This window comes from Pseudomonas flavocrustae, from assembly GCF_029872515.1.
Lineage (GTDB): Bacteria > Pseudomonadota > Gammaproteobacteria > Pseudomonadales > Pseudomonadaceae > Chryseomonas > Chryseomonas aestiva.
In genome coordinates this window covers 269,194-286,613 of sequence record NZ_JAPDIQ010000003.1, presented here as the reverse complement: position 1 = coordinate 286,613, position 17,420 = coordinate 269,194, and the positions used below count along the sequence as shown (strand labels likewise).

Genomic DNA, 17,420 nt, shown 5'->3' with positions numbered 1-17,420 from the left:
GGCTGCGTTTTTGTTACCTGAGGCGTCTGCCGGGCTAGTTGTCATACCCCAGATTCGGCGCCAGCCACCGCTCCGTCACCGCCAGCTCCTGGCCCTTGCGCTCGGTGTAGCTGCCTACCTGATCCCGGTCGATCTTGCCCACGGCGAAGTACTGGGCTTCGGGATGGGCGAAGTACCAGCCGCTGACGGCGGCGGCCGGGAACATGGCGTAGTGCTCGGTGAGGAAGACGCCACTGCGACCGGCCTCGTTGAAGCTGGCCTCGGGGTCCAGCAGCTTGAACAGGGTGGCCTTCTCGGTGTGATCGGGGCAGGCCGGATAGCCGGGGGCAGGGCGGATGCCCTTGTACTGCTCGCGGATCAGCGCCTCGTTGTCCAGGGTCTCGTCCGCGGCATAGCCCCAGTGCTCCTTGCGCACCTGCTCGTGCAACCATTCGGCGCAGGCCTCGGCGAGGCGGTCGGCGAGGGCCTTGACCATGATCGAGTTGTAGTCGTCGCCCTTGCGCTCGTAGTTCTTGGCCAGTTCCTCGGCGCCGATGCCGGCGGTGACGATGAAGCCACCCATGTAGTCGGTCACGCCCGTCTCCTTTGGCGCGACGAAGTCGGCCAGGGACAGGTTGGGCTTGCCCTCGGGCTTGATGGTCTGCTGGCGCAGGTGGTGCAGGGTGGCCAGGGGCTGGCCGTCCTCGCCGTAGACTTCCAGGTCGTCGTCACGGACCTGATTGGCCGGCCAGAAGCCGAACACGGCGCGGGCCTTGATCAGCTTCTCGTCGATCAGCTTGCGGAGCATGGCCTGGGCATCGTCGAACAGCGCGGTGGCGGCTTCACCCACCACCTCGTCGCTGAGGATGCGCGGGTACTTGCCGGCCAGGTCCCAGGAGATGAAGAAGGGGGTCCAGTCGATGTACTCGGCCAGCACCGCCAGGTCGATGTCTTCCAGCACCCGGGCACCCGTAAAGGTCGGTTTGGGTGCCTTGTAGCCGAGCCAGTTGAAGGCCGGCTTGTTGGCCACGGCCTTTTCGTAGGAAAGGCGTTCGGTGCGGGCGCTGCGGTTGGCGGTGCGCTCACGGACCTCGACGTAGTCGGCGCGAGTGCGCTCGACGAAGCCGGCCTTGAGTTCCTTCGACAGCAGCTGGGTAGCCACGCCCACCGCACGGGAGGCGTCGGTGACATAGACCACGGCATCGTTCTTGTACTGCGGCTCGATCTTGACCGCGGTATGGGCCTTGGAGGTGGTGGCACCGCCGATCATCAGCGGCAGGCTGAAGCCCTGGCGCTGCATTTCCTTGGCGACGTGGACCATCTCGTCCAGCGAGGGGGTGATCAGGCCGGACAGGCCGATGATGTCGCACTTCTCGGCGATGGCGGTCTGCAGGATCCTTTCCGCCGGGACCATGACACCTAGATCGACGATGTCGTAGCCGTTGCAACCCAACACCACGCCGACAATGTTCTTGCCGATGTCGTGGACGTCGCCCTTGACCGTGGCCATGAGGATCTTGCCCTTGGCCTCGGGCTTGTCGCCTTTCTCCGCCTCGATGAAGGGGATCAGGTGCGCCACCGCCTGCTTCATCACCCGGGCGGACTTGACCACCTGGGGCAGGAACATCTTGCCCGAGCCGAACAGGTCGCCGACCACGTTCATGCCACTCATCAGCGGACCTTCGATGACCTCGATCGGGCGCGCGCATTGCTGGCGGCACTCCTCGGTGTCCTCGACGATATAGGTGGTGATGCCCTTGACCAGCGCATGCTCCAGTCGCTTGCCCACCGGCAGGCCGCGCCATTCCTCGGTCTCGGCTTCCTTGACCGCGCCGCCGCCCCTGTAGTCGTCGGCGATGGCCAGCAGGGCATCAGTGCCGGCCGGGGTGCGGTTGAGCACCACGTCCTCGACCCGCTCGCGCAGGGCGGCCGGGATCTCGTCATAGATCTCCAGCTGGCCAGCGTTGACGATGCCCATGGTCAGGCCGTTCTGGATGGCGTGGTAGAGGAAGACCGAGTGGATGGCCTCGCGCACCGGGTTGTTGCCGCGGAAGGAAAAGGAGACGTTGGACACGCCGCCCGAGGTCAGGGCGTAGGGCAGGTTGTCGCGGATATAGGCACAGGCGTTGATGAAGTCGACCGCATAGTTGTTGTGCTCCTCGATCCCGGTCGCCACGGCGAAGATGTTGGGGTCGAAGATGATGTCTTCCGGCGGGAAGCCGACCTGGTTGACCAGGATGTCGTAGGAGCGCGCGCAGATCTCGTTCTTGCGCGCCTCAGTGTCGGCCTGGCCGTCTTCGTCGAAGGCCATGACCACCACCGCCGCGCCGTATCTCTTGCACAGCCGGGCGTGATGGATGAAGGACTCGACGCCTTCCTTCATGGAGATGGAATTGACGATGCCCTTGCCCTGGATGCACTTGAGACCGGCCTCGATCACCTCCCACTTGGAGGAGTCGATCATGATCGGCACCCGGGAGATGTCCGGCTCGGAGGCGATCAGATTGAGGAAGGTGACCATGGCCGCCTTCGAATCCAGCATGCCCTCGTCCATGTTGATGTCGATGACCTGGGCGCCGGCTTCCACCTGCTGCTGCGCCACTTCCAGGGCCTCGGCGTAGTTCTCTTCGCGGATCAGGCGGGCGAACTTGGCCGAGCCGGTGATGTTGGTGCGCTCGCCGACGTTGACGAACAGCGACTCGCGGCTGATGGTGAAGGGCTCCAGGCCGGAGAGGCGGCAGGCCTTGGGGATATTCGGCAGCCGCCGCGGCGCATGGCGGGCGACGGCTTCGGCGATGGCCTGGATATGCGCCGGCGTCGTGCCGCAGCAGCCACCGACGATGTTGAGCAGGCCGCTGGCGGCGAATTCCTCGACCACCGCCGCCATCTGCTCGGGGCTTTCGTCGTATTCGCCGAAGGCATTGGGCAGGCCGGCATTGGGGTGGGCGGAGACGAAGGTGTCGGCCTTGGTTGCCAGCTCCTCGACGTAGGGCCGCAGTTCCTTTGCCCCCAGCGCGCAGTTGAGGCCCACGGAAATCGGCTGGGCATGCCGCACCGAGTTCCAGAAGGCTTCGGTGGTCTGGCCGGAGAGGGTGCGGCCGGAGGCGTCGGTGATGGTGCCGGAGATCATGATCGGCAGCTCAATGCCGACCTCCTCGAACACGCCCTGGACGGCGAAGATCGCGGCCTTGGCGTTGAGGGTGTCGAAGATGGTCTCGATCAGGATGAGGTCGGCGCCGCCTTCGATCAGGCCACGGGTGGCCTCGGTGTAGTTCTCCACCAGCACATCGAAGGTGACGTTGCGGTAGCCGGGGTTATTGACGTCCGGGGAGATGGAGCAGGTCCGACTGGTCGGGCCGAGGACCCCGGCGACGAAGCGTGGCCGATTCGGGGTCTCCAGGGTCTTGGCATCGGCCACCTCGCGGGCGACCCGGGCGCCGGCCAGGTTCAGTTCGTAGGTGATCTCCTCCATGCCGTAGTCGGCCTGGGAGACGCGGGTGGCGTTGAAGGTGTTGGTCTCGAGGATATCGGCGCCGGCGTCCAAATAGGCCTTTTCGATCTCGGCGATGATCCGCGGCTGGGTCAGCAGCAAGAGGTCGTTGTTGCCCTTGACGTCACTTGGCCAGTCGGCAAAGCGCTCGCCGCGGTAGTCCGCTTCTTCCAGCCGATAGCTCTGGATCATGGTGCCCATGCCGCCGTCGAGGATGAGGATGCGCTGCGCAAGGGCGTGGCGGAGGGCGGCGAGGCGAGAGCTGCGATCGGTCATGGGCATTCCACAGAGATGAAGAGACGCTGGACAAAGGGTGGCAGCATAGCAAAAGCTGGCGCCCGCCTCGGTATCGGCAGTGGTCCATGATGAGCAGCGCTCATGAAGGGTCGGCGAGTCTTTCATGCCAGGGATATTTGGCGATCTAGAGCGGCCGGTGGGCAAGCCCTCGAAGTGCTGCTTTACTGACAGATGACCGACGTTTACTGTGCGTCAAAACTGCGTCATGGAAGGTGGCCGTGATTCCTCTGGTGATATGCGACGACTCGAACATGGCGCGCAAGCAGCTGGTTCGCTCCCTGCCCGAAGGCTGGGCGGTATCCATCACCCAGGCCACCCATGGCGAGGAAGCCCTCACGGCGCTGCGCCAGGGTCTGGGCCAGGTGATGCTGCTGGACCTGACCATGCCGATCCTGGATGGCTATGGCACCCTGGCGGCCATCCGCAACGAAGGCCTGGCGGTCAAGGTGATCGTCGTCTCCGGCGACGTCCAGGAGCAGGCGGTGGCCCGGGTACGTGAACTGGGCGCCCTGGACTTCCTGCGCAAGCCCGCCGATCCCGCCGAACTGGCCGCGGTGCTCGCACGCCACGGCCTCTACAGCCCCAATCCGGCGGTGCCGGCGGAGCCCGTCCCGCGCCCCGAGCTGGAGGTCAGTTTCCGCGATGCCTTCCGCGAGGTGGTCAACGTTTCCATGGGCCGTGCGGGGGCGCTGCTGGCCAAGGCGCTGAACGTCTTCGTCCAGCTGCCGATTCCCAACGTCAATATCCTGGAAGTCAGCGAGCTGCACATGACGCTGGTGGACGCCCAGCGTGAGGATCGCCTCAGTGCGGTCTGCCAGGGCTACATCGGCGAGGGCATCGCCGGCGAGGCGCTGCTGATCTTCCATGATTCCGAACTCGACGACATGGCCCAGCTGGTGCGCTGGCGCGAGGCGGGGGAGTCCGGCGACATCGAGATGCTGCTGGACCTGTCGAGCATCATCATCGGCGCCTGCCTGGCCGGCATCGCCGAACAGTTCGACATCCGCTTTTCCCAGGGCCACCCGACCATCCTCGGTCACCATGCGTCCATCGACGAACTCATCGTCGTCAACAAGACTCGCTGGAAGAAGACCTTGGCGGTCGAACTCAGCTACAGCCTGGAAGGCCATAACGTCCACTTCGATCTGCTGCTGCTGTTCACCGAGGATTCGGTGAAGCGCATCACCCGCAAGATCGGCTACCTGATGAGTTGAGCATGGCCGCACAGATCGATATCAACGAACTCCACTGGTTGCTGGACATCGTGCAGAACATCGATGTCGGCGTGGTGGTGCTGGATCTCGACTACCGTATCGAGGTCTGGAACAGCTTCATGGAAAACCATTCCGGGCGGATCCTCAGCGAGGTCAGCCAGCAGTCGCTGTTCGCCGTCTTCGCCGAGATCGACGAAGCCTGGTTTCGCGCCAAGGCCGAGAGCGTGGTGCTGCTGGGCACCCGGGCCTTTTCCATCTGGGAACAGCGACCCTACCTGGTCCACTTCAAGAGCTACCAGCCGATCACCGGCGTGGAAGCCTTCATGTACCAGAACGTGACCCTGCTGCCGCTACGGGATTCCACCGGGGCCATCGCCCACATCTGCGTGGTGATCTACGACGTCACCGATGTCGCCATCAACAAGCGGCAACTGGAGCTTTCCAACGACAAGCTGCAGGAGCTGTCGCGCACCGATCGCCTCACCGGGCTGGCCAATCGCGGTTACTGGGAAGAGCGGCTCACCGAGGAATTCGCCCGCCACCAGCGCTATGGCGGCCGCCTGGCGCTGATGATGCTCGACATCGACCACTTCAAGCGCATCAACGATACCCACGGCCACGCCGTCGGCGATCAGGCGATCAAGGCGCTGGCCGGGGTGATCAAGACCCATGTGCGCAATGCCGACATCGCCGGGCGCTACGGTGGCGAGGAATTCGGCGTGGTGCTGCTCGACACCGGCGTGGAAGGCGCGCGGCTGCTCGCCGAGCGCCTGCGCGAGGCAGTGGAGGCCATGCGTCTCGATGTGCTGGGAACACCCATCGCCTTCACCATCAGTATCGGCCTCACCGATCTGTCGGTGCCCCTGGGCAATCACGAGCAGATGATCCAGCAGGCGGACAAGGCGCTCTACGAGTCCAAGCACGCCGGGCGCAACCGGGTGACCAGTTTCGTGCAGCGGCTCGATTGAGTCGATTATCCGACTGTTTCACTAGGGCTTTCGTCGCGGGGTGGGGTGGCGTAAACTTGGGACACCTGTTGAGGAGTGACCATGAGCGCCATCACGATTACCGACGCGGCTCAGGATTACCTGGCCGACCTGTTGGAAAAGCAGAACACCCCCGGGATCGGTATCCGCATCTTCATTACCCAGCCCGGCACCCAGTACGCCGAGACCTGCATCGCCTATTGCAAGCCTGGCGAAGAGAAGCCCGATGATCAGCCCGTAGGGTTGAAGAGCTTTACCGCCTACCTCGATGCCATCAGCCAGCCCTTCCTCGAAGACGCCCTGGTGGACTACGCCACCGACCGTATGGGTGGCCAGCTGACCATCAAGGCGCCCAATGCCAAGGTGCCCATGGTCAACGAGGACAGCCCGCTCAACGAGCGCGTCGACTACTACCTGCAGACCGAGATCAATCCGGGGCTCGCCAGCCACGGTGGCATGGTCAGCCTGGTGGACATCGTCGACGACAACGTGGCCGTGCTGCGTTTCGGCGGCGGCTGCCAGGGCTGTGGCCAGGTCGATCTGACCCTCAAGGATGGCGTCGAGCGCACCCTGCTGGAACGGATCCCCGAGCTCACCGCCGTGCGCGACGTGACCGACCATACCAACCGCGAAAACGCCTACTACTAGAGATAGCGCGTTTTGCGGGTACGAAGGGCTATCGACCGGTTCGATAGCCCTTCGGCGTTTCAGTGGCGCGCGGCGTCAGCCGGCAGGGCCATCAGGCGCTGTTCCTGCGCCCAGTCGAAGACCTCGCCGCGGGATTCCGCCTCGTGACGACGCTCGTCCAGTCGCTGATAGAGCGCCAGCTCTTCGTCCGGCATGAAGTGCAGGCAATCGCCGCCAAAGAACCACAGCAGGTCGCGTGGTACCCGGTGGGCGATCTGCGGATAGCGGCTGAAGATCTGGCTGAGCAGGTCCTGGCCGAGATAGGCGTATTCTTCGGGCGCCTGCGGCAGGCCGGCGACCAGCTCGTCGAAGCGGTCGAGGAACAGCGCGTGATTTTCCGACGGCACCTGCTCGGCCGTGCCGACGTCGGCCAGGAGCGCACGCAACTGGGCGAGGAGGGCAACGTGGTGGTCGAGATAGGAAGTGGCCATGGGTGTCTCCTGAAAAAGCGGCTGCGCAGTATAGGGGCACTGTCCGACGTTGTCTGGTTCGACTAGGATCGAACCTTTGCCCTCTGCCGGGGTTATAGGAAGTAGCACTTTTCTTTGCGAATCAGTTCTTGCCGGGAGGCACATGAGTCTAGCTCTCTCCATTCGCGGTCTGACCAAGACCTACAACAACGGCTTCACCGCCCTCAAGGGCATCGACCTCGATGTGGTCGAAGGTGATTTCTTCGCGCTGCTCGGTCCGAACGGAGCGGGCAAGTCGACCACCATCGGCATCCTCTCGACCCTGGTCAACAAGTCGGGCGGTGAGGTGTCGGTGTTCGGCAACGACCTGGACAAGGATCCGGCGGGCCTCAAGCGCTGCCTCGGCGTGGTGCCCCAGGAATTCAATTTCAACCAGTTCGAGAAAGCCTTCGACATCGTGGTGACCCAGGCGGGCTACTACGGCATCCCGGCGCGCATCGCCGGTGAACGCGCCGAGGAATACCTGACCCAGCTCGGGCTGTGGGACAAGCGCGATACGCCGTCGCGCATGCTCTCCGGTGGCATGAAGCGCCGTCTGATGATCGCCCGCGCCCTGATCCACAAGCCGCGCCTGCTGATCCTCGACGAACCCACCGCCGGGGTCGATATCGAGCTGCGCCGCTCCATGTGGAGCTTCCTCACCGAGCTGAACAAGCAGGGGACCAGCATCATCCTCACCACCCACTACCTGGAAGAGGCCGAGCACCTCTGCCGCAACATCGCCATCATCGACCATGGCGAGCTGGTCGAGCACACCAGCATGCGCAAGCTGCTGCAGAAGCTCAACGTCGAGACCTTCATCGTCGACGTGGTCCAGCCGTTGACGGCAGCGCCGCAGCTGGACGGCTATCCGGCCAAGCTGTTGGGCGATCACTCCTTCGAGGTGCAGATCGACAAGGCCAGTGGGGTCAACGCCCTGTTCCGCCAGCTGGACGCCGCCGGCATCCAGGTGCAGAGCCTGAGAAACAAAGCCAATCGCCTGGAGGAGCTGTTCGTCTCCCTGGTGGAAAAGAATCTAGCCAAGGTCGCCCGATGAGTACCGAATTCCAAGCCAACATGGTGGCGCTGCGGACCATCGTCCATCGCGAAGTGCGCCGCTTCACCCGCATCTGGGCGCAGACGCTGCTGCCCCCGGCGATCACCATGGTCCTGTACTTCGTGATCTTCGGTAATCTGATCGGCAATCGCATCGGTGGCATGGGTGGCTTCACCTACATGCAGTACATTGTGCCGGGCCTGATCATGATGTCGGTGATCACCAACGCCTACAGCAACGTGGTCTCCAGCTTCTTCAGCAGCAAGTTCCAGCGCTCGGTGGAAGAACTGCTGGTCTCGCCTGTGTCGCCGCACGTCATCCTCATCGGCTATGCCATGGGCGGCATCCTGCGCGGCCTGGCCGTGGCCGCCATCGTCAGCGTGCTGTCGCTGTTCTTCACCCACATGCAGGTGCACCACCTGGGCATCATGCTGCTGGTGATCATCCTCACTGCAGCGATCTTCGCCCTGGGCGGCTTCATCAACGCCGTCTACGCGCGCAACTTCGACGACATCTCCATCGTGCCGACCTTCGTGCTGACGCCGCTGACCTACCTGGGCGGGGTCTTCTACTCCATCGACCTGCTGCCGGCCTTCTGGCAGAAGGTGTCTTTGATCAATCCGATCCTGCACATGGTCAACGCCTTCCGCTATGGCATCCTCGGGGTGTCCGACATCCGCATCGGGGTGGCGATCGCCTTCATGCTGTTCGCCGTGGTCGTGCTTTATCTGGTCAGCATCCGCCTGCTCGTGAGCGGGCGCGGCATGCGTCATTGAGTGTCAGAGCTTCATGCATAGCGTAGAACAATCGCCCTTGGGCAAAAGCACCGAGTACGTCAGCCAGTACGCGCCGACGCTGCTGTATCCGATCCCGCGCGCGCCCAAGTGGGCGGAGCTGGGCCTGGACGGGCAGGACCTGCCGTTTCACGGGGTGGACGTCTGGACCTGTTACGAGCTGTCCTGGCTGCTGCCGTCCGGCAAGCCGGTGGTGGCCATTGGCGAATTCGCCATCCCGGCCGATTCGCCGAACATCATCGAGTCCAAGTCCTTCAAGCTGTACCTCAACTCCCTGAACCAGTCGATGTTCGCCAGCCCGGCCGAACTCGAAGCCGTACTGGTCAAAGATCTGAGCGCCGCAGCCGGCGGTACCGTCGGTGTCAGCCTGGTATCCCTGGATGACTGGACGGCACGGGGTGTGCGACGCCCCGCTGGCCAGTGCGTCGACGATCTGGATATCAGCCTGGATCGCTACGCCCACCCGCAGGTTGAACTGTTGAGCGTGAGTGAGGCGCGGGATAGTCAGAGGTTTTACAGCCACCTGCTCAAGTCGAACTGCCCGGTCACCGGCCAGCCGGACTGGGGCACGGTGGTGATCGACTATGAAGAGGGGTTGGCGCTGGACGCGGCCAGTCTGCTGCGCTACCTGGTCGCCTTCCGCCAGCATGCGGATTTCCACGAGCAGTGCGTCGAGCGCATCTATCTGGATCTGTGGCGGCTGCTCAAGCCGGCGAAGCTAACCGTGTTCGCCCGCTATGTGCGGCGTGGCGGACTGGACATCAATCCCTACCGGAGCAGTGACGCCATCCAGCCCGCCGCGGAACGTTACGTCCGGCAGTGATCAGATGCCCATGCTGCTCAGGCTGTTCATGATCGAGCGGAGCGTGCCGGCCATGGTCGGGTGACTGACCTCGAAGCGCTCCACCGCCAGATTGACGCCTTCCACCAGGCTGCCATCCCGGGTATGGGTGGCATCTTCGTTGGCCAGCTGGAATTCGATATCCCGGATCAGCAGTTCCAGTTCTTCCCGGTCCTCGGGCGAGGCGGGCGGATCCTGGTCCAACTGGTGGCGGAGGTGGTCGAGTTGTTCCTGCAGATGAGAGGTGGTCATAAGGCGTTTCTCCTGTGTTCGGATTCTTTGACCGCAACCTTGGGTCAAAGATCGAGTCACAGCGCCGGGCCCTAAGCCAAACTGGCAAAGCTATGACTATAATCGGCGCCTTTCAGGCGTCTGAGTGCAACGAGGAGAGAAGCGATGACGGTCGAGCGACGTGGTTCCAGGGTTTGGGGAGCGCTCCTTGCAACGGCCCTGACGTTTGCCGGTCAGGCGATGGCGGCCGAAGCCGAGAATCCCGATCCCTGGGAAGGCTTCAACCGCAAGATCTTCGTGTTCAACGATACCCTGGATACCTATGCCCTCAAGCCGGTCGCCCAGGGCTATCAGCGCTTCACGCCCGGCTTCGTGCAGACCGGCGTGAGCAACTTCTTCAACAACCTGGGTGACGTGCGCAACCTGGCCAACGATCTGCTGCAGGGCAAGGTCGAGCACGCCGGGGTCGATACCGCGCGCCTGCTGATGAACACCACCCTGGGTGGCCTCGGCCTGGTCGACGTGGCGACCAAGGCCGGTCTGCAGCGCAACGACGAGGATTTCGGCCAGACCCTGGGCAAGTGGGGCGCCAACAGCGGTCCCTACCTGGTGTTGCCATTCTTCGGTCCCAGCAGCGTGCGTGACGGCCTTGGCCGCATTCCGGACAGCTACACCAGCGCCTATCCCTATGTCGACGATGTCGCCGTGCGCAACAGCGCCTTCGCCCTCAGCACCGTCGACACCCGGGCCGGTCTGCTGCAGGCCGAGCGCCTGATCACCGGCGACAAGTATGTTTTCATCCGCAATGCCTACCTGCAGACCCGCGAATTCAAGGTCAAGGATGGCCAGGTGGTCGACGACTTCTAGTCGCCGTCCAATAAAAAAGGCAGCCTACGGGCTGCCTTTTTTATTGGGGATCGGAGCCTCTAGCGCATTTCCAGTACGGACAGGCCGAGCAGCTGCTTGCCAGAGTCCGTCGCCTGGACGCGCAGGACCTCGGTATCGGCTTCCAGGCCGGGGAGTTCGGCATGGCTGGAGGGGATGAGCACGGTCACCTTGTCGCCGATCTGCAGGCTGGTGGCGGCCTCGATCTGGAAGCCGGTGCTGGACAGATCGACGCAACGCGCCTCGAAGGAGGCGTCGCCGACCTTCAATAAGGCCTTGGAGTCGACATGCATGCGAATGAAGTCGCGCTTTTCACTGTAAGAACGGTCGATGGTACTCATGGCAATCCTACTGCTTGGGAGGATGGATGACGGGTTGCTGGAGGTATAAACTCCATAACGGCACCCTGTAAAGAAATTCCATCCGGTTGGCAAGCTTGAACGCCCCGGTGGATGGGAGTAGTGTCTCCGCCGTGTCGTAATCACCGTGGCCCGTGTCGGATAGTGTCCGCCGGTTTGCCGTTCGGGTGCATGCCTGGATCCTCTATGTCTAATTCGCCTGCCACGCTCTTGATCATTGACGATGACGAGGTGGTTCGCCTCAGTCTCGCCGACTATCTCGAAGACAGTGGCTTCAACGTCCTGCAGGCCAGCAATGGTCAGCAGGGCCTGGAAATATTCGAGCGCGAACAGCCCGACCTCATCATCTGCGACCTGCGCATGCCGCAGGTCGACGGGCTGACGCTGCTGCGCCGCATCAGCGAGTTGTCCATCGATACGCCCGTGCTGGTGCTGTCCGGCGCCGGCGTCATGAGCGACGTCGTGGAAGCCCTGCGCCTGGGCGCCGCCGATTACCTGATCAAGCCGCTGGAAGACCTGATGGTGCTCGAGCACTCGGTCAACCGTGCCTTGGATCGCGCTCGTCTGCGTCTGGAAAACGATCGCTACCGGGTCAAGCTGGAAAACACCAATCGCGAGCTGCAGGCCAGCCTGAGCCTGCTGCAGGAAGATCAGAACGCCGGACGCCACGTGCAGATGAACATGCTGCCAGTGACGCCCTGGGAAACCGAAGGGCTGAACTTCGCCCACGAGATCATTCCGTCGCTGTATCTGTCCGGCGACTTCGTCGACTACTTTCGCATCGACGAACACCGTGTTGCCTTCTACCTGGCCGACGTCTCCGGCCATGGCGCGTCCTCGGCCTTCGTGACCGTGCTGCTCAAGTTCATGACCACGCGCCTGCTCTACGAGTCCAAGCGCAACGGCACCCTGCCCGAATTCAAGCCCTCGGATGTGCTCGGCCACATCAACAGGGGTCTACTGGATTGCAAATTGGGCAAGCACGTGACCATGCTGGGTGGCGTCATCGACGAAACCACGGGTACCCTGGCGTACAGCATCGGTGGCCATCTGCCGCTGCCGGTCCTGCATACCCCGGAAGAAACGCGATTCCTGGTCGGCAAGGGGCTGCCGGTCGGCCTGTTCCAAGAGGCGACCTACAATGACCACCAGATGGATCTGCCCGAGCGTTTCAGCCTGACCCTCTTTTCGGATGGCATCTTCGACCTGCTGCCGGGAGACAATTTGAAAGAGAAAGAACACAGCTTGCCCGACTACGTCCGCCGCGCCGGCGGTACACTGGCAGGCCTGAGCGAAGCCCTGGATCTGGCATCCGTCACCGAGATGCCCGACGATATCGCTTTGCTGGTGTTGAGCAGGAACCTGGCATGAGCACCGGAAAAATCCAATTTGCCGAGCAGGATGGCACCTTCGTCCTGAAGTTTACCGGCGAGGTGCGTCTCACCCTGTGCTCGGCGCTGGACGCGACCATCGAACACATCTTCTCGTCGTTGAATTTCTCGTCCATCGTCATCGACCTGACCGAGACGCAGAGTATCGACAGCACCACCCTGGGCCTCCTGGCCAAGCTGTCGATCCTGTCGCGGCAGCGCATCGGGCTGCTGCCCATGCTGACCACCAACAACCCGGACATCCTGCGCCTGCTGGATTCCATGGGTTTCGATCAGGTGTTCAACATCGTCGAGACCGTACTGCCTTGCCCGGATTGCCTGACCGACCTGCCACCGCAGGACCAGTCCGAAGCCGAGGTGCGCAGTCGCGTGCTTGAAGCCCATCGGGTGTTGATGGGCCTCAATGAATCCAACCGCAATGCCTTTCGCGATCTGGTCAGTGCCCTCGAAAGGCACTGACCGAATGATCCCTTAGCGCTTGCCGGGCAGCAGCACTTCCAGCTTTTCCTGATCCCGCGCGAACTGGCGAATGCCTTCGGCCAGCTTTTCGGTGGCCATGGCGTCTTCGTTGTGCGCCCAGCGGAAGGCGGCCTCGTTCAGCTGCTGCTTGGGCTCGCCACCGGTGCTGTCGGCGTTCAGCACGCGCGGCAGGTCGCCCTGGGCTTCCGACAGCTGCTGCAGCAATTCGGGGCTGATGGTCAGGCGATCACAGCCGGCCAGCTGCTCGATCTGGTTCAGGTTGCGGAAGCTGGCACCCATCACCACGGTGTCGTAGCCATTGGCCTTGTAGTACTGGTAGATGCGGGTCACGGACTTCACGCCCGGATCTTCCGCGCCTTCGTAGTCACGGCCTTCGGCCTTCTTGTACCAGTCGTAGATGCGACCGACGAAGGGCGAGATCAGGAATACGCCCGCTTCGGCGCAGGCGGCGGCCTGGGCGAAGGAGAACAGCAGGGTCAGGTTGGTCTGGATGCCTTCCTTCTCCAGTTGCTCGGCGGCGCGGATGCCTTCCCAGGTGGAGGCGATCTTGATCAGCACGCGGTCCTTGCCGATACCGGCCTTCTCGTACAGTTCGATCAGGCGATGGGCGCGATCCAGGGTGGCGGCGGTGTCGAACGACAGGCGCGCGTCCACCTCGGTGGAGATGCGACCGGGGATCAGCTTGAGGATCTCGCCACCGACGGCCACGGCGAAGCGATCGCAGGCCAGACCGATGTCACCCTTGGCGCCGCTGAAGGCAGCCTGCAGGTGTTCTTCGTAGCGGGGCAGGGCAGCGGCCTTGAGCAGCAGCGAGGGGTTGGTGGTGGCGTCGTAGGGCTTGAGGCGGGCGATGGCGTCCAGATCGCCGGTATCGGCGACGACCGTGGTGTATTGCTTGAGTTGTTCCAGCTTGCTCATGGCAGGTCTTTCCTTCGGTTAACGAATGGACATCGTGGAGACGTGACTCAGTGGCCCCTGAGAAGTTCAGTGGCCTCGTCATACAGGCGCAGCGGTTCAGGGCTGCGATGCAGATCGGTGGACAGCAGTTGACGGAAGCGCCGCGCGCCGGGAAAGCCCTGCGCCAGGCCCAGGATATGGCGGGTGACGTGATGGATGAGCCCACCCTGTTGCAGATGCGCCTCGACATAGGGCCGCAGCTGCAGCATGACCTCATGGCGGGTCAGTTGCGGGCGGTCGCAGTCGTAGAGCGCCGCGTCCACTTCCGCCAGTAGGTAGGGATTCTGGTAGGCCTCGCGACCCAGCATCACCCCATCGAAGACCTCCAGCTGCTCGCGGCAGGTGTCCAGGGTCTTGATCCCGCCATTCAGGATGAATTCGAGATCCGGAAAATCCTGCACCAGCCGCGCGGCCACGTCGTAGCGCAGCGGCGGGATCTCGCGATTCTGCTTGGGCGACAGCCCTTCGAGGATGGCGATGCGCGCGTGCACGGTAAAGCTGCGGCAACCGGCCTCGGCGACCTGGCCGACGAAGTCCCGCAGGGCCTCGTAGCTGTCGCGCCCGGAGATGCCGATGCGGTGCTTGACCGTCACCGGGATAGCCACGGCATCGCGCATTGCCTTGACGCTGTCGGCCACCCGCTCGGGATAGGCCATCAGGCAGGCGCCGATCATGTTGTTCTGCACCCGGTCGCTGGGGCAGCCGACATTCAGGTTGATCTCGTCATACCCCGCCTGCTCACCCAACCGCGCCGCGGCGGCCAGCTCGGCCGGCACGCTGCCGCCTAGCTGCAGCGCCAGGGGATGCTCGGTCTCGTCATGGCGCAGAAAGCGCTGGGCATCGCCATGCAACAGGGCACCGGTGGTGACCATCTCCGTATAGAGCAGGGCATGCTGGGACAGCAAACGATGGAAATAGCGGCAATGGCGGTCCGTCCAATCCATCATGGGCGCCACGGAAAAGCGGCGGGACGGCTCAGGGCGCGTGGTGACTGGGGTTGAGGCGGTTTCGGCTAGCATTAAGAGGCTTCGTTTGTAGCACTATTTTGCCGTATTTTTGCTGGTTTTTCGGAGGTCAGTGCTAAATTTAAGCACTGCGGAAAAACTTTTAGCACTGGACGGCAAATGGGCACGATTACACGGCGGGAAAACAAGAAGGGCGTGAGGTATACGGCCCAGATCAGGCTCCGCCGCGAAGGAGTCGTAGTCTATCAAGAATCCCAGACCTTCGAGCGGAAGCAGACCGCGCAGGCATGGGTGAAAAAGCGGGAAACGGAACTGGCGCAACCTGGCGCGCTGGAACGGGCCGCGCGAGGCGGGGCGACCGTGCGGCAGATGATCGCTAGGTACCTGGAGCAGTACGGCGGTGCCCTCGGCCGGACCAAGGAGGCAACGCTGAAGGTCATCGGCGAGACCTGGCTCGGTGACCTGCAGGACCGCGAGCTCACCAGCCAGCGGCTGGTGGAGTATGGCCAGTGGCGGATGGGCGCCGAGGGTGGTGGTGTGCAGGCGCAGACGGTGGGCAATGACCTTTCGCACCTGGCGGCCGTGCTGTCGATCGCCAGGCCGGCGTGGGGGTACGAGATCGATCTGCACGCCATGGCCGACGCCCGCCGGGTGCTGAAGAAGATGGGCATGGTCAGCAAGAGCAAGGAGCGCAATCGGCGGCCCGAGCTCCAGGAGCTGGATCGGTTGCTCGAGCACTTCTTCGAGATGCAACGGCGCCGGCCGGCGTCGATCAACATGCCCAAGGTGATCGCCTTCGCCATCTTCTCCACGCGCCGCCAGGAAGAGATCACCCGCATCCGTTGGGACGACCTGGACGAGCGCCGCCAGGCGGTGCTGGTGCGCGACATGAAGAACCCCGGGCAGAAGATCGGCAACCATGTCTGGTGCCACCTGCCAGATGAGGCCTGGGCGATTCTGCAGTCGATGCCGCGCGAGTGCGAAGAGATCTTCCCCTACAACGGCGACTCGATCTCGGCGTCGTTCACCAAGGCCTGCCAGTTCCTGGGGCTGCAGGATCTGCGCTTTCACGACCTGCGGCACGACGGCGTCAGCCGGCTGTTCGAGATGGACTGGGACATTCCGCGGGTGGCCAGCGTATCGGGCCATCGGGACTGGAATTCGCTGCGGCGCTATACGCACCTGAGAGGCCGGGGCGATCCCTATGCGGGATGGCCCTGGTTGGAGAGGATCATCGCGGCGCCGGTGACGCTCGGCGCGCGCGTGACGGGCTAGTTGGCCCGGTTGTGGAGCTTGTCGTTCTCGCGGACGGCCTGCTCGCGCTGCAGATCCAGATAGCGGGCGAGGTCCGCCAGGTGGACGCCCTGGACGGCCTTCTGGCTGTTCTCGATCCGTACCAGCGGTAGATCGATGACGCCGGCGATGATCTTGCTCCGCAGCTTGGTCGGCGTCAGGTGGCTGAAGTAGTCGGTGCACAGGCGCTCCAGCGGAACCACCGCGGCGCCTTGGTACTGGGCCATGAGCAGAAAGAGGGTGTTCACCGGTCACACCTCCAGCGGCAGTTGCTGATGGTCCTTGCCCAGCAAGGCCAGGTCTGGCATCGGTCTGCCGACCAGACTGCACAGGTCGCGTAGCTCGGCGATCAGGAGCTGGCGGGCGAAGGCGTCCTTGGTGCCTACCAGCTGCTGGGTGAGCTTGGCGATCTGCCGGGAGTAGGCGGCCCGCTGCGGTCCGGGAACGGTGCCGAAGAAGCCTTGCTTGCGGATGGAGGGAAGTACCTCCTTGCAGACCCATCCAGCGAACGCCTGTGCCTCCGGTTTGCGAGAGGCGAAGATGGTCTGATAGACAGCGGGTTCTGAGATGAAAATGACCTCCTGACCCCCGCCACGCGTCTGGCAGTAGCATATCCCTCGCCACTCTTCGGGGATGTTTTTCAGACTGCCCGATGCACCTTTCCAGACGATGCCAAGCACCTCGTAGACATCTTTGGCACAGAACCAGACTTCCCCATCCCCACCGATGGCGGTACGGACGTCGCGCTCGGCGAACTGGAAGGCGTTTCTGATGAGATTGAGGCTGTTCATGTTCACTCTCCTTTTCCTGGGTGCTGCTGGACCGGCTTGGCCAGAGCGGTGTTGATGACGTCGGCGTCCTGCTGGGTCAGGGCGCCGAGGGTGTTGGCCATGCTGGCCAGGGCCAGCAGGTGGATGCGATCGCCGAGGGTGTGGCTGACCTGGTAGCGGATCAGGGCCTCGCCGAGTAGCGCGGTGGCCCTGATCCGGCGGACCAGGGGCGGGTGGAGCGTGATAGGCTGGTGCGTGCTGCTGCGCTGGGTCATTCGCATGATGGTTCTCCAGG

General features: G+C 63.3%; 19 protein-coding genes. 10 read left to right on the top strand and 9 right to left on the bottom strand.

Going from position 1 to position 17,420, the window contains the following annotated elements; genetic code table 11:
• Positions 1-34 precede the first annotated feature (34 nt).
• Positions 35-3,745 (bottom strand): methionine synthase, encoded by a 3,711-nt coding sequence (metH, locus tag OMP44_RS09270; RefSeq protein WP_280307482.1) that lies wholly within the window; start codon positions 3,743-3,745, stop codon positions 35-37.
• A 233-nt stretch (positions 3,746-3,978) separates the two neighbouring features.
• Here metH and OMP44_RS09265 point away from each other — a divergent pair, with 233 nt between their 5' ends.
• The 3 genes from OMP44_RS09265 to nfuA all read left to right on the top strand — a co-directional run bounded on the left by OMP44_RS09265 (position 3,979) and on the right by nfuA (position 6,614).
• A complete protein-coding gene (locus tag OMP44_RS09265; protein WP_133863081.1) occupies positions 3,979-4,980 on the top strand; it encodes a response regulator in 1,002 nt (333 codons plus the stop codon).
• Positions 4,981-4,982: 2 nt separating this feature from the next.
• Entirely contained in the window at positions 4,983-5,948 is a 966-nt protein-coding gene (locus tag OMP44_RS09260; protein ID WP_017640577.1) for a sensor domain-containing diguanylate cyclase, read from the top strand.
• Positions 5,949-6,029: 81 nt separating this feature from the next.
• Entirely contained in the window at positions 6,030-6,614 is a 585-nt protein-coding gene (nfuA, locus tag OMP44_RS09255) for a Fe-S biogenesis protein NfuA (protein WP_133863080.1), read from the top strand.
• Between the two features lie 59 nt (positions 6,615-6,673).
• On the opposite strand, the gene OMP44_RS09250 is transcribed toward nfuA, so the two are convergent.
• Complete coding sequence (locus OMP44_RS09250) at positions 6,674-7,084, bottom strand: PA2817 family protein (protein WP_133863079.1); 411 nt, start codon at positions 7,082-7,084, stop codon at positions 6,674-6,676.
• 142 nt (positions 7,085-7,226) lie between these two features.
• On the opposite strand from OMP44_RS09250, the gene OMP44_RS09245 reads away from it, so the two are divergent.
• Genes OMP44_RS09245 through queF form a run of 3 tightly spaced genes read left to right on the top strand, consistent with a single transcriptional unit; the run spans position 7,227 to position 9,776 of the window.
• Positions 7,227-8,159 (top strand): ABC transporter ATP-binding protein, encoded by a 933-nt coding sequence (locus OMP44_RS09245; protein ID WP_133863078.1) that lies wholly within the window; start codon positions 7,227-7,229, stop codon positions 8,157-8,159.
• On the top strand, positions 8,156-8,935 hold the full coding sequence (locus OMP44_RS09240) for an ABC transporter permease (RefSeq protein WP_133863077.1): 780 nt from the start codon (positions 8,156-8,158) through the stop codon (positions 8,933-8,935). Before OMP44_RS09245 ends, OMP44_RS09240 begins: the two co-directional genes overlap by 4 nt.
• A gap of 13 nt (positions 8,936-8,948) precedes the next feature.
• Positions 8,949-9,776 carry an NADPH-dependent 7-cyano-7-deazaguanine reductase QueF gene (queF, locus tag OMP44_RS09235; RefSeq protein ID WP_273861520.1) on the top strand — a complete coding sequence of 276 codons (828 nt, stop codon included), beginning with the start codon at positions 8,949-8,951 and terminating at the stop codon, positions 9,774-9,776.
• On the opposite strand, the gene OMP44_RS09230 is transcribed toward queF, so the two are convergent.
• Positions 9,777-10,046, bottom strand: coding sequence for a DUF4404 family protein (locus OMP44_RS09230; RefSeq protein WP_007158392.1), 270 nt, complete (start codon positions 10,044-10,046; stop codon positions 9,777-9,779). It lies immediately after the preceding gene.
• A 219-nt stretch (positions 10,047-10,265) separates the two neighbouring features.
• On the opposite strand from OMP44_RS09230, the gene OMP44_RS09225 reads away from it, so the two are divergent.
• The gene (locus tag OMP44_RS09225; protein ID WP_273861521.1) at positions 10,266-10,892 is read left to right on the top strand and encodes an MlaA family lipoprotein; all 627 of its coding nucleotides are present in this window, start codon (positions 10,266-10,268) and stop codon (positions 10,890-10,892) included.
• A 59-nt stretch (positions 10,893-10,951) separates the two neighbouring features.
• Here OMP44_RS09225 and OMP44_RS09220 read toward each other — a convergent pair whose 3' ends face one another.
• Positions 10,952-11,251, bottom strand: coding sequence for a PilZ domain-containing protein (locus OMP44_RS09220; RefSeq protein WP_187979315.1), 300 nt, complete (start codon positions 11,249-11,251; stop codon positions 10,952-10,954).
• Positions 11,252-11,455: 204 nt separating this feature from the next.
• On the opposite strand from OMP44_RS09220, the gene rssB reads away from it, so the two are divergent.
• Together rssB and rssC are read left to right on the top strand one after the other, a co-directional pair.
• Positions 11,456-12,640, top strand: a complete 1,185-nt coding sequence (gene rssB, locus OMP44_RS09215; RefSeq protein ID WP_133861614.1) for a two-component system response regulator RssB — start codon at positions 11,456-11,458, stop codon at positions 12,638-12,640.
• Positions 12,637-13,119 carry an anti-sigma factor antagonist RssC gene (rssC, locus tag OMP44_RS09210; protein ID WP_007158388.1) on the top strand — a complete coding sequence of 161 codons (483 nt, stop codon included), beginning with the start codon at positions 12,637-12,639 and terminating at the stop codon, positions 13,117-13,119. Before rssB ends, rssC begins: the two co-directional genes overlap by 4 nt.
• Positions 13,120-13,131: 12 nt before the next feature.
• Here rssC and tal read toward each other — a convergent pair whose 3' ends face one another.
• Both tal and dusA read right to left on the bottom strand, forming a co-directional pair.
• A complete protein-coding gene (gene tal / locus OMP44_RS09205) occupies positions 13,132-14,058 on the bottom strand; it encodes a transaldolase (protein ID WP_133861615.1) in 927 nt (308 codons plus the stop codon).
• A 47-nt stretch (positions 14,059-14,105) separates the two neighbouring features.
• Positions 14,106-15,116 carry a tRNA dihydrouridine(20/20a) synthase DusA gene (gene dusA / locus OMP44_RS09200; protein WP_280307472.1) on the bottom strand — a complete coding sequence of 337 codons (1,011 nt, stop codon included), beginning with the start codon at positions 15,114-15,116 and terminating at the stop codon, positions 14,106-14,108.
• Positions 15,117-15,221: 105 nt separating this feature from the next.
• Here dusA and OMP44_RS09195 point away from each other — a divergent pair, with 105 nt between their 5' ends.
• The gene (locus OMP44_RS09195; protein WP_280307471.1) at positions 15,222-16,337 is read left to right on the top strand and encodes a tyrosine-type recombinase/integrase; all 1,116 of its coding nucleotides are present in this window, start codon (positions 15,222-15,224) and stop codon (positions 16,335-16,337) included.
• On the opposite strand, the gene OMP44_RS09190 is transcribed toward OMP44_RS09195, so the two are convergent.
• The 3 genes from OMP44_RS09190 to OMP44_RS09180 are packed head-to-tail and all read right to left on the bottom strand — an operon-like array spanning position 16,334 to position 17,406.
• A complete protein-coding gene (locus OMP44_RS09190) occupies positions 16,334-16,603 on the bottom strand; it encodes a pyocin activator PrtN family protein (protein ID WP_280307470.1) in 270 nt (89 codons plus the stop codon). The genes OMP44_RS09195 and OMP44_RS09190 overlap by 4 nt on opposite strands.
• A gap of 3 nt (positions 16,604-16,606) precedes the next feature.
• Positions 16,607-17,146 carry a BRO-N domain-containing protein gene (locus OMP44_RS09185; protein WP_280307469.1) on the bottom strand — a complete coding sequence of 180 codons (540 nt, stop codon included), beginning with the start codon at positions 17,144-17,146 and terminating at the stop codon, positions 16,607-16,609.
• Positions 17,147-17,148: 2 nt separating this feature from the next.
• The gene (locus OMP44_RS09180; protein WP_280307468.1) at positions 17,149-17,406 is read right to left on the bottom strand and encodes a hypothetical protein; all 258 of its coding nucleotides are present in this window, start codon (positions 17,404-17,406) and stop codon (positions 17,149-17,151) included.
• Positions 17,407-17,420 lie beyond the last annotated feature (14 nt).

Coding starts and splice junctions, on each gene's coding strand:
- metH (WP_280307482.1), bottom strand. CDS start 3,745: ATGACCGATCGCAGCTCTCGCCTCGCCGCCCTCCGCCACGCCCTTGCG.
- OMP44_RS09260 (WP_017640577.1), top strand. CDS start 4,983: ATGGCCGCACAGATCGATATCAACGAACTCCACTGGTTGCTGGACATC.
- nfuA (WP_133863080.1), top strand. CDS start 6,030: ATGAGCGCCATCACGATTACCGACGCGGCTCAGGATTACCTGGCCGAC.
- OMP44_RS09250 (WP_133863079.1), bottom strand. CDS start 7,084: ATGGCCACTTCCTATCTCGACCACCACGTTGCCCTCCTCGCCCAGTTG.
- OMP44_RS09245 (WP_133863078.1), top strand. CDS start 7,227: ATGAGTCTAGCTCTCTCCATTCGCGGTCTGACCAAGACCTACAACAAC.
- OMP44_RS09240 (WP_133863077.1), top strand. CDS start 8,156: ATGAGTACCGAATTCCAAGCCAACATGGTGGCGCTGCGGACCATCGTC.
- queF (WP_273861520.1), top strand. CDS start 8,949: ATGCATAGCGTAGAACAATCGCCCTTGGGCAAAAGCACCGAGTACGTC.
- OMP44_RS09230 (WP_007158392.1), bottom strand. CDS start 10,046: ATGACCACCTCTCATCTGCAGGAACAACTCGACCACCTCCGCCACCAG.
- OMP44_RS09225 (WP_273861521.1), top strand. CDS start 10,266: ATGGCGGCCGAAGCCGAGAATCCCGATCCCTGGGAAGGCTTCAACCGC.
- OMP44_RS09220 (WP_187979315.1), bottom strand. CDS start 11,251: ATGAGTACCATCGACCGTTCTTACAGTGAAAAGCGCGACTTCATTCGC.
- rssB (WP_133861614.1), top strand. CDS start 11,456: ATGTCTAATTCGCCTGCCACGCTCTTGATCATTGACGATGACGAGGTG.
- rssC (WP_007158388.1), top strand. CDS start 12,637: ATGAGCACCGGAAAAATCCAATTTGCCGAGCAGGATGGCACCTTCGTC.
- tal (WP_133861615.1), bottom strand. CDS start 14,058: ATGAGCAAGCTGGAACAACTCAAGCAATACACCACGGTCGTCGCCGAT.
- dusA (WP_280307472.1), bottom strand. CDS start 15,116: ATGCTAGCCGAAACCGCCTCAACCCCAGTCACCACGCGCCCTGAGCCG.
- OMP44_RS09195 (WP_280307471.1), top strand. CDS start 15,222: ATGGGCACGATTACACGGCGGGAAAACAAGAAGGGCGTGAGGTATACG.
- OMP44_RS09185 (WP_280307469.1), bottom strand. CDS start 17,146: ATGAACAGCCTCAATCTCATCAGAAACGCCTTCCAGTTCGCCGAGCGC.
- OMP44_RS09180 (WP_280307468.1), bottom strand. CDS start 17,406: ATGCGAATGACCCAGCGCAGCAGCACGCACCAGCCTATCACGCTCCAC.